This is a genomic window from Streptomyces sp. TLI_053 (assembly GCF_900105395.1).
Lineage (GTDB): Bacteria > Actinomycetota > Actinomycetes > Streptomycetales > Streptomycetaceae > Kitasatospora.
The window spans coordinates 205,443-220,652 of the sequence record NZ_LT629775.1 but is presented as its reverse complement, the minus strand read 5'-3'; the positions used below and the strand labels follow the sequence as shown (position 1 = coordinate 220,652).

The following is a 15,210-nucleotide window of genomic DNA, read 5'->3' as shown; positions in this document are numbered from 1 at the left end:
CGTTGTGCGTGGTGTTGTTCAGGCATCGTGGGAGGCGTACATGACCACGGCGACCAGCAGCGGCACCACGCACAGCAGTGCGGACTGCACCCCAGACCTCCCGTGCATGGGCCTCCTGGCGTGTGACGTCCACCGTCCGCAGGGCGTGGTGGTTTCCCTGATCGAGCTCACGGGATTGCCCGGGATCCCCGACGACTGCGACTACGACTGCGTCGGCTTCCTGCGCTACGACCGCCACCGGAGGTGACGCCGAGTACGACAGCGGATCGGGTCCGCCACCGCCTACGGCGCCCGCTCGGGGACCAGGTCGGCGGCGAGCAGGGGCATGGCGAGGCGGTGGGCGGTGGCTGCGCACAGCGCGTCCGCCATGGTCAGGTCGTGGCCTGGCTACTTCAGTGCGCTGTCGTCCTGTCCTTCGACCGTTTGCTACTGCGCCGTCCTTGTGCCGGTTCGGGGCGGATCGCGGTTTACTCGCCGACACCGGCGAGGTGGAACCCGCCACCTGCGTTCGCGGCCCCGCGCCCCGGTCTCGTTCGCGCTCGCCGGGCGGGGCCGAGACCAATGCCCTGGAACATCGGGAACCTGCTGCTGGAGGCCGAGAGGGGTTGTGGGCAGGGTGCTTGCGGGAACGGGCGCGCGGTGAGGCCTGCCGGTGCTCGCCGCACAGACTGTCGACCGGTGGCTGCCTCCCGGCGGGTCTGCGTCACGGGGCGAGGAGGTGGGGTCATGGCCGACTCCTGTCCGCAGCATCGTCTCCAGGACTGAATGGTGCCGGCGTGGCCACGACCTGCAGAGCCCGTGACCGGAAGTCGGCGGCGGCTTCCGGCTGCCCGTCGGCGTCCAGCACCGCGGCGCAAAGCCCGTACGCGCCGGCGAGCACGGGGCCGTACTCGGCCTGATCACCCGACAGGTACGGGCCGACCGCCTGGACCACCTCGGCCGCATCCCGCCACGCGCCCGCCGTGTCACCGGGCAGCAGACCACGCCCCCGCTCGGTCAGCACACGCGCCAGGCCCACCCTGGACATCATGGTGTCCGGGTGCGAGGGACCGAGAACACGGTCCCGGTCCTCCACAACGCAACGCAACAGGTCAATGGTCTCGCCGGTGCGTCCTGCCCGGCGGTAGGAGGTGGCGAGGTTGCCGCGGGCGGTCAGGGTGTCGGGGTGGTCCTCGCCGAGCAGCCGCTCGGCGTCGGCGACCACCCGCTCCTCGATCACGATCGCCTCGCCGGTGCGCCCCGCCTGGCGGTAGGAGGCGGCGAGGTTGCCGCGGGCGGTCAGGGTGTCGGGGTGGTCCTCGCCGAGCAGCCGCTCGCGATCGGACAGCACCTGCTCCAGAAGGGCGATCGCCTCGCCGGTGCGCCCCGCCTGCCAGTAGGAGGCGGCGAGGTTGGCACGGGCGGTCAGGGTGTCGGGGTGGTCCTCGCCGAGCAGCCGCTCGCGATCGGACAGCAGCCGCTCCTCGATCACGATCGCCTCGCCGGTGCGCCCCGCCTTCCAATAGGAGGCGGCGAGGTTGCCACAGGCGGTCAGCGTACTGGGGTGGTCCTCGCCGAGCAGCCGCTCGCGATCGGACAGCACCTGCTCCAGAAGGGTGATCGCCTCGCCGGTGCGCCCGGCCTTCCAGTAGGAGGCGGCGAGGTTGCCGCGGGCGGTCAGGGTATCGGGGTGGTCCTCGCCGAGTAGCCGCTCGCTGTCGGACAGCACCTGCTCCAGAAGGGTGATCGCCTCGCCGGTGCGTCCCGCCTGGCGGTAGGAGGTGGCGAGGTTGCCGCGGGCGGTCAGGGTGTGGGGGTGGTCCTCGCCGAGCAGCCGCTCGCGATCGGACAGCACCTGCTCCAGAAGGGTGATCGCCTCGCCGGTGCGCCCCGCCTGCCAGTAGGAGGCGGCGAGGTTGCCGCGGGCGGTCAGCGTACTGGGGTGGTCCTCGCCGAGCAGCCGCTCGGCGTCGGCGACCACCCGCTCCTCGATCACGATCGCCTCGCCGGTGCGCCCCGCCTGCCGGTGAGAGGTGGCGAGATTGGCACGGGCGGTCAGGGTGTCGGGGTGGTCCTCGCCGAGCAGCCGCTCGGCGTCGGCCGCGAAGTGCTGCCAGTAGGTGACAGCGGCGTGGGGCAGGCCGGCGCGGAGCAGGCTGTTACCCGCGGTGAACAGGACGGAGTGGCTGCCGGGGCGCCAGAGGAGGTCGTCGGCGTGGGTGCTGAGGGTGTCGGTGTTGGCGCGCAGCACGGTGGTCAGGTCGCGTGCGGTGTGCTCGTGTTCGGGCCAGGTCGCGGCGAGGGCGTCGGCGGCGGCGCGGACGGTGGCGGGGAGTTGGGCGGGCGGCGTGGTTTCGCGGGCGGCGCGGGCGGTGAGGGCGTGCAGTCGGACGGCGCGGTGGGTGTCGTGGGTGGTGTGGGTGATGAGGGCGTAGTGGTGGAGCAGGCGCAGGGTGGCACGGGCCTGGTCGGGGGTGACGGGTTCCGGGTCCGGGCGGGTGCCCTGGGTCGGTGTTCGGAGGGTGGTGAGGTAGTGGGTGACCGTGTCGGTGGCCCAGAGGGTGTCGGGGTGGCCGGCGGGGTCGAGGTGGGCGGCGAGGCGGATCGCTGGGGTGGCGAGGCCGACGGGTTCGCGTTGCTGGGCGGCGTCGAGGGCCAGGAGGAGGGAGGTGGTGACCTGGCGGCCGTAGCCGTCGGTGTCCGCGCCCGGCGGCAGCAGCGTATCCAGGCGGGAGGCGCGGTCGGTGAACAGGCGGAGGTAGGTGGCGCAGTCGGTGTCCTCGTTGATCATGTAGGCGGCGGCGTGGGCCAGCGCGAGCGGCAGCCCGCCCAGCGCCTCGGCCAGGTCGTCGGCGCGGTCGTCGAGGAGATGCCCGGCGCCGGCTTCGCCGAGGCGCTCGCGCAGGTAGGCGAGGGCTTCGTCGGTGGTGTAGGTGCCGATGTCGACGATCGCGCGGCCGGTTCCGGTGACGAGGGCGTCGCGGCGGCGGGTGGTGGCCAGCACCCGCCCGTTCGTGCCGGCGGGCGGGCGGGGCCACCACTGGGCGGCGTGCTCTAGGTCGGTGAGGTCGTCCAGGACCACCAGCCAGGAGCGGTCGGTGACCGCCAGCCAGTCCAGGAACGCGGCGGCGTCGCGCTCCGCGTCCTGCCCGTCCGCGCCGGGCAGAGCGGCCTTCGCCGCGGCCTGCGCGTACGTCGAGACGATCTGGGTGATCTCGGTGGCGTCCACCCACACCAGCACGTCGATGCCGTCGGTGTGGGCCCGGTGGGCGCAGAAGGCGGCGAGCTGGGACTTGCCGACGCCCCCGCCGCCGGACAGGACCTGGGTGAGGACCACGGTGGCGTTGCGCTCCCGGGCCCGGTCGATCTTCTCCGTCAGGCCGGGGCGGGACTGGAACGCGGAGGCGAGCGGCGGCACCGTACCCACCCGTACCGGCCGCCACGCCGGTGCGGTCGGCGTTTCGGGGTGGTGGTGGGTGTGGTTGATGGTCAGGTCGCGGCCGACCTGGAGCACATCACGGCCGACCGTGGTGTGCTCGATCCGGTTGTCCACCACGGTGTGCTCGACCCGGCTGCCCGCACCGATCGCGGAGTGGGTGATGTCGCGCCCCGCACCGACGGACCCCTCGCCCGACACATCGACCCGCACCGAGGACGACGTCGCCGGGCTCCCTGTGCCCGCCGGGGCCGGGGGCGGGGGCGCGTTGTCGGGGCGGGCCGGGGCAGGAATCGAGGGATCGTCTTCGACTCGGGGCGCCGGTTCGCCCTGCCCAGCCGTGTCGACTTGGCCGGTCGGGCCGGTCGGGCCGGTCGGGCCGGTCGGGCCGCCGGCGGCGGGGGCGCCGGTGTGCTCGCCGGGTTTCCTGCGCCACGGCCAGGACCGTGGTGTCATTGGTGGTTCCCGTTCAGGTCGATGCCGTGGATGTCGCCGCCGGCGCCGACGGAGCCGGGGCCGGTGACGTGGATGTCGCGCCTGTCGATCCGCGGCGTGACACCGCCGTTGTCGTCGGGCGCGGTCGGTCGTACGGTCCCGGCCGCGGTGATGTCGCCCCCGGCGCCGACACCGCCTCCCTCGACCCGGACCCGGACCTCCCGCACAGCACCGTCCCCGGCACCGTCGCCACCGCCCGCTGCCGCAGCGAAGCCGCCGCCGGTGTCCGGCGCCCCGGTCCCCGCCGCACCCGCCCCGGGCGGGCGTTCGCGCAGCAGGGCCCGGACCGTGAACGCCAGGCCCGCCAGGGCGAGGACTGCGCCCACCACGCTCGCGACCTTGTCCGCCGTCTCCAGATCCACCCACAACGCCACCGCGACCAGTCCGGCCCCGGCCGCCGCGCACAGCCCGGCCACCGTCCACCACACCCATCGACGCATCCGCGCCCGCCCCCTCGCCGACTCCCCGACCGCACAGCCCCCGTGGCCGGAAGTGTCCCACCACCCGGCCCGACCCGAGCGGCGAACCACCAAACGGACCGGTCCGCCGCCAGGAGGATCATGACCCCCCAGAGCGGCAGCCCCTGATGGGCGGCCCGGTACTCACCGATCAGCGCCGACAGCGTTCATCGGCTGGCACAGCATCGTCCCGCTGTGGGTGATCAGTGCCGACCGCTCCTGCGGTAGTCGAACGCGCATCGCGGGTCGGCATGGGCCTGTTGTCCGCCACCTGGAGCTGGCACCGGTTATGCCGGTGAGAGTCAGCATCGAGCGTCCGTAGAGAGCGAAGGCGTGGTGTCCCGTTGACCACCTGGGTTCGGCGGGACACCACGCCTTCGGTGTTCACCGGTCCGGCCGTGCAGGTTCTCCGGACGGGGGATCGAGGCCGAACCTTGAACAGTTCCTGGGCCGGCACCGGACCCGCCGGATCTGGATGAACTCAGCGCGGGCTGTTCCGGCGATGATGGAGGACGTCCGCGGCAGCACCGGCGAGGCCGCCCAGGGTGAGGGCCGGGATCACGGAACTGCCCACATTGCCCTGTGCGATGCCCAAGCCGACGATGCCGGTTGCAACCGTCACGGCCGAAACCCTGCCGGTGACGGACTTTGGGACGAGGTGCAGCGGGTGGCCGTGGCGGCGGCGATTGCGGTGGCGGACGGCCAGGACCACGAAGGCCACTCCCAGTAGCCCGGGGACCAGGATGTAAATGGCGGTGGTGTTCATTGCAGCCTCCCGTTGAATCCTGGCACTACTGGCAGTATCCGCCGCTGTACTGGTCGGCCGCGAAGGTGGGGACCTTGATCTTCACGCACTGCCCCTTACCTGCCGCGATCGTGGCTACTCGAGAGATGTTCGCCGCGTTGAGGACACCGTAGACATCGAACGGCGGAGGCGCCCACGCGAACAGGACCGCGACGAAGGCACTGTTCGCCGCTGTGGAGATCGTCTCGTCCTTGTCGAAGTAGACGGTTCCGGTGATGATGCCCCAGGTCCACTTGGGGTCTGCGACGACGGGGAAGGTGGTGTCCTTGGTGGTGTGCACCTCCTGGACGAGGGTGTTGCCGTCGCGCTTGTAGCTGGTGGGGACGGTCCGTCCGTTGGCGTCCTTGGCCCAGGGGGCGTCTATCTGTCCCATCACGAACCTGCCGCCCTGCGGGGAGCTCTTGGTGATGTCGTAGCCGCCCTGGTCGTTGGCTATGAGCTCGGCGCCGTCGGGCAGGTTCAGGGTGAAGCGGTGTTCGGTCGGCGCGCCGGCGTCCTTGAGTGTGACCAGGGAGCGGGCGCCGCCGTCGGTGGTGGGCTGTACGGCGATGTCGGTGTTCTTCGCGGCGTCCGGGTAGACGATGGTGCCGGCGCCGGCCTTGACCCCTGTGACGTTCTTGGTGTTCGGCAGATCGACGGTGAGGGTGGAGCCGTCGGGTGCGACCGTCCTCACCTCGCCCGCCGAGCCGGTCGGCGCGGTGACGGTGACGTTCCCGGCGGCGGTGCTGACCGTGGCCTCGCCCGCGCCGCCGGACGTCGCCTTGGCTAGTGCGAGGTTGTCTGTGCCAGTGGCGCGTTCGACGGTGTTCGCGGCCCGGTTCGCTGCAGAGGACCCGTCATCGGCGAGTGCGGCCGGAGCGACCGCGAGGAGTACGGACCCGGCGGCGATGGCAGTGACCAGGCAAGAGGCAATGAGCTGACGGTGGTGACGGTGGTTCACGGAGCACTCTCTTTTTCTGTCCGTTCGGAGTCATCGGCGCAAGGCGGTGGTAGTGCCTGCACCGAGGTGACCTTAGGTCAAAAGGTGCCATATGCCGTAGGTCTGATGAAAGGGGCATATGGGTAATTGATCAAGAAACGGGACTTCCGTCCTGAATCGGCACACTGATCGGCGGATCGATGGACCTGGCTCGGCGACCCGGTCGGGAACTACCAGCTGCCCCGAAGCGGCCTGGTGCCAGCCAGCCAGCCAGCCAGCCGGTCTTGGTCGGACGCCACCGATCCGGATACCGGGACCGTCGGGTGCGGGACGCAGAGCGGGATCAGTCCACCACCGGCCCGCCTGCCGGTCCGGGTGGCTGTCGTCCGCCCCGGAGGTGTGAGGACGGACATCGCCACCGCCGGACTGTCGCAGGCGCGTGGCCGGGGACTGGCCTCGGCGCCCGCCCGACTCGACCGCCTGCGCGGGTACAGCGAGGAATTCCTGAGGATGCCCGCACCGCAGGCCGCCCGCATCCGCGGCGGCTCCGGTGCCGGGTCCGCAGGCCCGCGTCGAGCACGACCGGCCCCGAGGAAGCCTGGGCAACCTGGTGCAGCGGCGCCACCGTCCGTGCGGTGTCGATGCCTGCCGCCATAGCTCCCTTGATCCCTCCTGGCGTTCCCGGCCCGGCGGACTCGGGTCCGGGGCCGTCGGGCCACGGCCCTACGTCCCGGCACCGAGGTCCCGGCACCCGGCCCGGGATGCGGCGCGGGGGAGTGGCCGCAGCCCACGGGCGTCGATCCCGCGGCCCGTCCCGCGGCCCGTCCGGTGGGCGGCGGGCGGTGGTAGCTTGCCGGGGTGGGACTGTTCGAACGGTCATGGGCCGCGCTGCGGTCGGCGGTGGACGCGCTCGCGCCGGAGGACTTCCCGGCGCCGTTGGGGTGCGCGGGCTGGCTGGTGCGAGATTTGGTCTGCCACCTGGTCATCGACGCCCAGGACGTGCTGATCACGCTGGTCACCCCGGCCGGGGCGGAACCGACCCGTGACGCGGCGTCGTACTGGCAGGTCTCGTCCGAACCACCGGACGGACAGGACCCGTTGGACGCGCTCACGGTACGGCTCGCCGCCGCCTACGGGGACCCGGCCCTGCTGCGGTTCCATCTGGAGGACGTGGGCTGCGCGGCGGGGCGCGCCGCCCGACTGGCCGACCCGTGCCTGCGGGTGTCCACCCAGGGCCAGGTCCTGACGGCCGGTGACTACCTGGACGCGTACGTCCTGGAGTGGACGCTGCACCATCTGGACCTGGTCGCCCACCTCCCACACGTTCCGGGCCCGCCCGCCGAGGGTGCGGCCGCGTCCCGCCGATTGCTGGAACGCATCGCCGGGGCGGCCTTCCCGCCCGGACTCCCGGACACGGACGCCCTGTTGATCGGTACGGGGCGCCGGAGCGCGACCCCCGCCGAAACGGCGACCCTCGGCCCGCTCGGCGCGCGCCTGCCGCTGTTCCTCGGCTGACGACGGCCCGGGCGGGGGCAAGTTGAACCGGTGGCGCGGTAGGCGGCAGTGCCTTGGGCGGTGCCTCGTCCTTTGGTGTCGGCTGAACGTACATGCCTACGATCGGGTGTTCTCGTCGGAACTTTCGGGCGGGGCGACGGGAACCGGCCGAGGCCAGGTGCTCCGTCACCCCTGCGTGGATCGGGGAATCGGATGTCTTACCAACCTGGCAGAACCTTCGCGCCCGCGCTGCCCGGAACGTGCCAGGGCGACCCGGTGGAGCGTCACGCTCGGATGACGACCACCCTTCCGATCACGTCCCTCCTGCCGGGGGAGTCCCCACGTAGCCGCGGGCTCGACCAGGAGCACGTTGCTCCGTCGGCCGGCCAGGAAGAAGCGTTGCCGCCGATCCTGGTGAGACGCTCGGACCTGCGGGTTGCCGACGGGACGCACCGGCTCGAAGCGGCCCGCGGAGAGGGGCGGGCGGCAGTCGAGGTGGAGCTCTTCGACGTCACGGCGCACGAATCCTTCCTGCACGCGGCCGGGATCGACGGTCGGCATGGCCTGGCGCTCTCGCCGGCCGACCGGCGCGCCGCCGGCACCAGGATCCTGGCGTCGCACCCGCAGCTGTCGGACCGTGCGATCGCCCAGGTGCCCGGCCTCGGTGCCAGGACCGTCGCCACCCAGCGACACCGCTCAACCCCGGAAGCGCACTGGAACACCCGCACCGGCCGCGACGGACGCACACGACCGCTCGACCCCGCTGTTGGCCGCCGCCGCGCAGCCGACCTGATCACCGGCGATCCGAACGCCTCGCTGCGTACGGTCGCCCGGCTCGCGGGTATCGCACCCGCAACGGCTGCGGACGTCCGCAAACGCCTGTCCGCCGGCCAGCTCGCCACCACCGGCCCTGTGCCCGTCGACACCCGGCCAGCCCCGCCGCATGCCGCAGGGCGCAAGGCCGACGCCCCTGACCGCGGCACACAGCTCCCCGTACGGACCGCCCCACGTCCCGGCGACCATCACGAGCCGCGGACGGTCCCACCGAACCTCAGGCGGACCCTGATGCTCGAGAAGCTTTCGCACGATCCGTCACTGCGTCCGAAGGAGGAGGGTCGTCACCGCCTGCAACTGCTGCGGCAGAACGTCGGCGCACGCGAGGAAAGGCGGCAAGGCGGATGAGGCTCCCCGAGGGGCTGACGACACCGTCGCTCGTGGTGGACCTCGCCGCGCTCGACGGCAACATCGCACGCATGCAAGCCGCCGCGCGGACGGGCGGATTCGCCCTGCGTCCGCACGCCAAGGCCCACAAGTGCCCGCAGGTGGCACGGCGGCAGTTGGCCGCCGGTGCAGAGGGTCTGACGGTCGCAACCCTCGCCGAGGCCGAAGTATTCGTCGCCGCCGGGTGCGAGGACCTGTTCGTGGCGACCCCGATGTGGATCGACGAGGCGAAGGGGCGTCGGCTGGGGCAGGCACTGGGCGGTGCCGCAGGGTCCGTGGAGGTCCTCGTGGAGGTGGACTGCGGTATCGGCCGAACGGGGGTGTCCCCTTCCAGGGCCGGGGAGCTGACCAGGTCAGCGCACACTGCCGGGCTTCGCGTGGCAGGAGTGTTCACCTTTCCCGGACACGGCTACGGCCACGACCCCGGAGCCCGCGAACGCGCCGCGCGGGACGAGGAGCGAGTCCTGGCGGAGGCCGTGGGGTCGATGCGGGAGGAAGGCGTGGAGTCCCCTGTCGTCAGCGGCGGCTCCACCCCCACCGCAGGTGCCTGGCGGCCCGGAGTCGTCAATGAGCTGCGCCCCGGCGTCTACGTCTTCAACGACGCCACACAGCACGCGATCGGGACCTGCTCCGTCGACGACCTGGCTCTGATGGCGACGGCGACCGTGATCAGCGTGCCCGCCCATGACCGGTTCGTCCTGGACGTCGGGACCAAGGTGCTGGGCGCTGACCGGTCCCCCTGGGTGTCGGGTCGGGGGTTCCTGCCGCAGTACCCGAAGGCGACGGTCACTGGACTGTGGGAACACCATGCGGTCGTCCGGCCGGCGGAAGGACACGGAGTACCCGCTCTCGGCCGCGTTCTCACAGTCGTCCCCAACCACGTCTGTACAGCGGTCAACCTGGCCGATGAACTCGTCGTCATCGAGGACGGCGAAGTGCTCGACCACTGGTCCGTCGCAGCTCGCGGAGCGAACACGTGACGGTGGCCAGGTCCCACCCCGTGGTCGAAGGAGTCCCGCTCCACCTGCGGTGACGCAGGCCATGGACATGGATCCGGCCCTGCGGCGGGACGGCCGGAGAGGGGCACCCCGGGGGCGTTCGTGAGGTAACGACCTGCGGATATTCGTGTCCGGTGAGACATTTGACCGCGAGCCGGAAGACGATGTGACGGATCCTCGGACGACCGGCCCTGCGGGGGGCCGGTCGTCCCCGCGCACGGGACGACGTGCCCTCGGGTCCAGCCGTACCCGACGCCCCGCCACCGGACGGTCGGCAGGACGGCGGCGGTGGTAGCGGTGCAGCCGCGACGACTTCCGTCCGCACCCCGGGCGGACGGCCGAGGCCGCCACTGACCGGAGGTCTGTCGCTGATCGAGGAGTCCGTGCCGACCACGCTCGGGTGGTGGGCATGACCTCGGCGTGATGGACTGCGTGTAGTGGACCTTCTCTTCTCGGGGACCGGCGTGGAGGTCGAGGAGATGTTTCTGGTGGTGGCGAAGGTCGACTCGCCGTGCGAATTTGATCCAGAATCACGGTTGGACCGTGGACGACACAATGGCCGTGCGTGTGAGGACGCCGGAGGTGTGATTCCTGCGGCGCCTTCGTGGGACGAGCCCGGCCGCCGCCACCGGTAGGGGCAGCGGCCGGATTGCCGGGGCAGATGAGCCCTCACACGGTCAGCGAGGGCAGTTCCCCGGCCGTGGCTGTTCCGAGTCTCTTCTCCCGGGCGGACATGCACGTCGTGTCCGTCACCTCCGCCACGACCCCGTCCTGGTCAGGATCAAGGTGTAGCCCGCGCTGAGGACCAACACGGCGCCGACGACAGGGACCGCGATCTTCTCGGCCGCCTCCTTGTTGAAACGGCCGACAACCAAGGCGTCGGCCGAGTCTGTCCCAGCCTTGATCAGGCAGTTCTTGCCCATGAGTGTCTTCCGGCGGGGTCTGATCCACCGACCGACTGACCTCGGGTCCTCGACCGGACCCGTCGGCCCTGTCCGGAGGCCGCTCGTCTGCATCCACCGGCCCGGTCTGCGTGACTTCACAAGAGGGCCGCATCGACACGGCTGCCACGCCGTCATGCAGTACCGCGCTGTGCGCGTACGGGGGGAGAACGACGCCGACAGGGTCGTCGACAGGACGGACAGGGGCGCCGATGGCCCGGCCGACCGGACGTGCGGGGCCGGAACCGGCAGCCGGCTCCACCGCCTTCCTCGAGTCCTACGTCGACATCGGCGTCGGACTCGGCGCCTGGCGGAGCTGCTGGATCCGGGGCCCGTGCACAGACCGATCCCGACCCCACCGTCCCGCCCTTCGCCCGCCGCGCCCGCCGGCCGCTCCACTGGTGATACCGGCCCGACGTCCCCGGCACCCCGGCACGGCGGACACCTTGGTGTCCTCGTCGACCAGCACGATTCCCCCTCCCCGGGCCCGGGGCGGTTCACTTCGGCGCAGTGTGAGGCGGAGACCTGGGAGTCGGACGCTCCGATGGCCGAGGAACTCGCGACTGCCGTGGCCGGCCGACCACTGTCCCCCGACCCGGAGCCGTTGGGCGATCACGCCAGCCTGCGGGCGTGATCCAGGGCTCCGGCCCAGTACGAGTTGATCGACAACCACCGCGGTTGATCCGGACGCCGGTTGCGGCCCGGCTGACCGCACTCACCGAGGCCAGGCCGCGGGCTGTGGGCGTGCCGATGCCGCACCGGCGACGGAATCCTCCGCACTGGCGCACCGGTGGCACACGGGAGCGTTCGCCCGTACCGGCGCCGGTACGGGCGAACGCTCCACCGCCCGCGGTTACGGCAGGAGGGAGTTGTCAAAAGCGTCCTGCACCGTGACCGGCTCGGTGCGCAGGCTGCGGGAGCGCGTCGACTCCTCCAGGCGCTCCCCGACGGCCGGCTCGGAGCAGCCGGGCTCCGAGCCGACCGGGTCGCTCAGGTGGTCGACTGCTGGGCGGCCAGCCGGTAGGCGACCAGATCGCCCACCGAGATCAGCGCCAACCCGTCGCGTGCGGCGAGTTCCCGCAGGTCGTCGAGGCGGGCCATGCTCCAGTCGGGCCGTACGACCTCGCACATGGTGGTGACGCCGGACAGCCCGGCCAGTCGGGACAGGTCCACCCCGGCCTCGGTGTGGCCGTCGCGCTCCAGCACTCCGCCGCGCGCGGCACGCACCGGGAAGATGTGGCCGGGTCGGGCGAAGTCGCCCGCCTGGGCGGTCGGGTCTGACAACGCCTGTACGGTGCGGGCCCGCTCGTCGACCGGGATACCGGTGGTCCCGCCGGCGAGCAGGTCCACCGACACGGTGAAGGCCGTACTGTGCAGGCCGGAGTTGTCCGCCGTCATCTGCGGCAGATCGAGCTCCGCGCACCGCTCGTAAGGCACCGCCGCGCAGACCACACCGGAGGAGTGGTCGAGCATGTACCGCATCGCGGTCTCGTCGGTGTACTCGGCGGCCACCATCAGGTCGCCCTCGTTCTCGCGGGACTCGTCGTCGAAGACAACCACGAAGGCACCGCGACGGAAGGACTCGATCGCCTGTTCCACCTGCCGCAAGCGGTCAGTGCGGTTGAGAAGGGTGTTTGCCATCTGATCTCTCCTGAGGTCGGGGAACCCCTGGGCCCGTGGGCCCGGGAGTTCACTGATCTGCGAGAGAACGCGGCCATCCAGAAGGACGCGTGCTTGCGCACACGGCCTCCGCAATGGACGGCGTCAGGTGCGCGGGGAGGGATGGCGAGTGGCAGCTCGCCCCCGTGCACAGACGCCGTTCCGGGGAGAGCGAGCACCGAATCCGGGCGCCGGGGCGGCAAGCCGCTCCTGGCCGGACAATGTGTCGCCGCGCACTACCTTTCATCCGGACTTTCACCGTCGGTCCTGGAGTTTCACCAGGTCAACCAGCCGATGGCGTCGGCTGGGTCGCGGACTTTAACCGCCGGTTCGGAATTGCACCGACCCCGGAGCGCGCGAACACTCGGGAGGATCATGCCACGTATGCGGTGGATTGTGGATGTGTTCCACGGCACACACGCCGACCCGGCACTCGGCGGCCGTGCACAGGAGCTGCCTCGGTCACCGGGAGAATCGGCCACCTGTACGGCTCGGGCACAGGCGAAGCGGACAGCAGCCGTGTGAGGACGGGCCCCAAGAAGCCGACGGGAGCCGTCCGGGATCGGCTCGGGGCGGTGCTGACCCCGCTCGCGCCCGGCGTGCTTCTCCTCCTGCCGCGGGCGGGCGCGGTCGAGGGTTGCGCCGTGTCCTCGTTCTTCCTCCCTCACCCGGTCGACCTGGCAGGGGCGTTCGTAGCGGCCCTGGGCCGGGGCGCGCTGCTGGACGCGACGGTCACGGCACTGTACGAGAGCCTCGCCGGCGTCGCGCCGGGGACGGCCGTGGCGCTGCCGCTCGGTTGTCTGCTCGCCTGCGGCCGCCTCGCGGCCCGCGCGCTGCAGCCGTACCTGGCAGCGCGTCAGGCCGTCCCGGCAGTAGCCCTCGCACCGCTGCTCGCCTCGGGGCTCGGGTGCGGGACGTGGCCCGTGGTGGTGCTGTGCGCGCCGGTGGTGTTCTTCCCCGTTCTGGTCAACAACCTCTGGGCATCCGAGGCCTGGAGCGGGAGGTCCTGGCCGCGGCACGGGCCGACGGGGTCGGAGCGTGGGGGATTGACGCGGCGCATCGAGTTCCCGCTCGCCCCGCCGAGCGTGCTCCCCGGGCTCCGGGCCGGCGTCGCGTTGTCGGCCACCGGCGCGATGGTGCGCGAGTTCGTGATGGGCGGTGAGGGCCTGGGTCAACTGCTCGCCGTGCAGCGCAACGGCTCGGAGACGTTCGGGACGTTATCCACCCTCCTGATGCTCTCGCTCCTGGCCGTTGCCCTGTACGGGGCGTTGCGGCTGGTGGAGGGTGGCGTCGAGCGGCGCCGACCGAGGCGCCTGACGGGCAATCAGGTACGGGCGGTGTACACGGGGCGGGTGCGTTCGGTCCACCGCATGGTGGCGGGGAACAGCAGGTACCCGAGGAGGAAGACCGCGCCCACGAGCAGCCAGCCGAGCCAGGCCAGCCGGTCGGTGAGAGCGGTGACCATGAGCGGCCCGAGAACCCTGGGCAGTGCGGTGCCCAGTTGGAACGCGCCGCCGTACTGTCCCTGCGCACCGGGGTCCGCGAGGTCGTAGCGGAGCGTCCAGCGCGCACTGTTCCCCCACAGCTCGCCGAGCGTCAGCAGGGCGACCGAGCAGGCGAGTACGGCGACCGCGAGCCAGGTGGGGAGGCGGTCGGTGGCCGATGCCAGGGCGCAGGACGCCGCCAGGCCGAGGAACGCCCACCGGTGGAGCCTCGTCGCACCGGCGAGGGTGTCGGCACCGCGAGCCGCGCGGACCTGGAACACCATCACGAGCAGGGTGTTGACCCCGATCAGCCACGAGGCCGCGGGCCGGGGCGCGTGGGTGTGGGACACCACCCACAGCGGCAGGCCGACGGTCAGCAGGATGTCTCCCAGCATGACGATCCCGCTGACCTGGGCCATCGCCAGGTAGGGCAGGTCGCGCAGCGCGGTGAGGCCGGACGGTGCGTCCTTGCGCTCGCGGGTGCCGGGGATCCTGGGGAGGCGCAGGTACAGCACGCACACCAGGAGCGCGGTGCCGGCGTTGCCGAGCATCAGCGCGGTGTAGGCAGCTCTGGTGTCCGCGGCCACGGCGAGGCCCGCCGCCAACACGCCCAGGGAGAAACCTCCGTTGAAGACCGCCCGGCTGTACGCGGACACCGTGACCCGTTGCTCGGGCCCGATCAGGGCGGACAGGATGGCCTGCCGTCCGACGTCCGCGGCGATCTCGCCGGGCTCGATCCGGAAGCCGCGGATCTTCACCTGGTCGTCGGCGCGGCCGAGGAACTCCAGCGTCCCGTCGGCGCGGCGGCGGGCGAGGTCGCCGGTGCGGTACATCAGCGAGCCGGGCGGGCCGAAGGGGTCGGCGAGGAAGCGCTCGGCGGTGAGGTCGGGGCGGCCGAGGTAGCCGAGGGCGAGGCAGGCGCCGGCCACGTAGAGCTCACCGGCGGCGCCGTCGGGGGCGGGGCGCAGCGAGCCGTCGAGCACGTAGGCGCGCGAGCCGCGGACGACCCGGCCGACCGGGGCGCCGTCCGGACCGGGGGTCCAGGTGTAGGCGTCGACGGTGGTCTCGGTGGGGCCGTAGAGGTTGACGGGGCTCAGGCCGTCGACGGCGGTGAGGCGGCGCCAGAGCGGCTCGGGGGTGGCCTCGCCGCCGACCGCGACCACGGCGGGGCGGTGGGCGTCCTCGGCGAGCAGGCCCTCGGCGATCAGCACGTCCAGGTAGGAGGGGGTGACGTCGAGGTAGTCGATCCGCTCGTCGCGGACGTGGCCGACGAGGGCGGCCGGGTCGCGGTAGGTCTCGTCGTCGAGCAACTGGGCCGAGA

General features: G+C 72.1%; 10 protein-coding genes, 2 pseudogenes and 1 riboswitch. Of the genes and pseudogenes, 4 read left to right on the top strand and 8 right to left on the bottom strand.

All coding sequences use genetic code 11. The features are described 5' to 3' along the window. Positions 1-724 precede the first annotated feature (724 nt). The 4 genes from BLU95_RS00815 to BLU95_RS41990 all read right to left on the bottom strand — a co-directional run bounded on the left by BLU95_RS00815 (position 725) and on the right by BLU95_RS41990 (position 6,113). Positions 725-3,628, bottom strand: a complete 2,904-nt coding sequence (locus tag BLU95_RS00815; protein ID WP_231978176.1) for a tetratricopeptide repeat protein — start codon at positions 3,626-3,628, stop codon at positions 725-727. A 239-nt stretch (positions 3,629-3,867) separates the two neighbouring features. Then, positions 3,868-4,350 carry a hypothetical protein gene (locus tag BLU95_RS44895; RefSeq protein ID WP_159424681.1) on the bottom strand — a complete coding sequence of 161 codons (483 nt, stop codon included), beginning with the start codon at positions 4,348-4,350 and terminating at the stop codon, positions 3,868-3,870. 499 nt (positions 4,351-4,849) lie between these two features. Next, a complete protein-coding gene (locus BLU95_RS00805) occupies positions 4,850-5,134 on the bottom strand; it encodes a hypothetical protein (RefSeq protein WP_093858180.1) in 285 nt (94 codons plus the stop codon). A 25-nt stretch (positions 5,135-5,159) separates the two neighbouring features. Next, a complete protein-coding gene (locus BLU95_RS41990) occupies positions 5,160-6,113 on the bottom strand; it encodes a hypothetical protein (RefSeq protein ID WP_093858179.1) in 954 nt (317 codons plus the stop codon). Between the two features lie 837 nt (positions 6,114-6,950). On the opposite strand from BLU95_RS41990, the gene BLU95_RS00795 reads away from it, so the two are divergent. From BLU95_RS00795 to BLU95_RS00785, 3 genes are all read left to right on the top strand, one after another. After that, a complete protein-coding gene (locus BLU95_RS00795; protein WP_093858178.1) occupies positions 6,951-7,607 on the top strand; it encodes a maleylpyruvate isomerase N-terminal domain-containing protein in 657 nt (218 codons plus the stop codon). A 273-nt stretch (positions 7,608-7,880) separates the two neighbouring features. After that, on the top strand, positions 7,881-8,768 hold the full coding sequence (locus tag BLU95_RS00790) for a transcriptional regulator (RefSeq protein WP_159424680.1): 888 nt from the start codon (positions 7,881-7,883) through the stop codon (positions 8,766-8,768). A 32-nt stretch (positions 8,769-8,800) separates the two neighbouring features. Then, complete coding sequence (locus BLU95_RS00785) at positions 8,801-9,787, top strand: alanine racemase (protein WP_231978175.1); 987 nt, start codon at positions 8,801-8,803, stop codon at positions 9,785-9,787. A gap of 767 nt (positions 9,788-10,554) precedes the next feature. On the opposite strand, the gene BLU95_RS41985 is transcribed toward BLU95_RS00785, so the two are convergent. Next, positions 10,555-10,728, bottom strand: a complete 174-nt coding sequence (locus tag BLU95_RS41985; protein ID WP_159424679.1) for a hypothetical protein — start codon at positions 10,726-10,728, stop codon at positions 10,555-10,557. 1,008 nt (positions 10,729-11,736) lie between these two features. Beyond that, a complete protein-coding gene (gene ribB, locus BLU95_RS00780; RefSeq protein ID WP_093858175.1) occupies positions 11,737-12,387 on the bottom strand; it encodes a 3,4-dihydroxy-2-butanone-4-phosphate synthase in 651 nt (216 codons plus the stop codon). Positions 12,388-12,634: 247 nt separating this feature from the next. Further along, positions 12,635-12,765: riboswitch (FMN riboswitch) on the bottom strand. A gap of 29 nt (positions 12,766-12,794) precedes the next feature. Here ribB and BLU95_RS45445 point away from each other — a divergent pair. Then, entirely contained in the window at positions 12,795-13,958 is a 1,164-nt protein-coding gene (locus BLU95_RS45445; protein ID WP_502689784.1) for an ABC transporter permease, read from the top strand. Here BLU95_RS45445 and BLU95_RS45765 read toward each other — a convergent pair. Together BLU95_RS45765 and BLU95_RS45760 are read right to left on the bottom strand one after the other, a co-directional pair. Further along, positions 13,934-14,542, bottom strand: a pseudogene (locus BLU95_RS45765) (MFS transporter); the annotation flags it as partial. The gene BLU95_RS45445 and the pseudogene BLU95_RS45765 overlap by 25 nt on opposite strands. Then, positions 14,535-15,199: pseudogene (locus tag BLU95_RS45760) on the bottom strand (AMP-binding protein); the annotation flags it as partial. The pseudogenes BLU95_RS45760 and BLU95_RS45765, both read right to left, overlap by 8 nt. Positions 15,200-15,210 lie beyond the last annotated feature (11 nt).

What these genes read in the sequence shown, in the direction of transcription:
- BLU95_RS44895 (WP_159424681.1), bottom strand. Translation starts at nt 4,350, where the DNA reads ATGCGTCGATGGGTGTGGTGGACGGTGGCCGGGCTGTGCGCGGCGGCC.
- BLU95_RS00805 (WP_093858180.1), bottom strand. Translation starts at nt 5,134, where the DNA reads ATGAACACCACCGCCATTTACATCCTGGTCCCCGGGCTACTGGGAGTG.
- BLU95_RS00790 (WP_159424680.1), top strand. Translation starts at nt 7,881, where the DNA reads ATGACGACCACCCTTCCGATCACGTCCCTCCTGCCGGGGGAGTCCCCA.
- BLU95_RS41985 (WP_159424679.1), bottom strand. Translation starts at nt 10,728, where the DNA reads ATGGGCAAGAACTGCCTGATCAAGGCTGGGACAGACTCGGCCGACGCC.
- ribB (WP_093858175.1), bottom strand. Translation starts at nt 12,387, where the DNA reads ATGGCAAACACCCTTCTCAACCGCACTGACCGCTTGCGGCAGGTGGAA.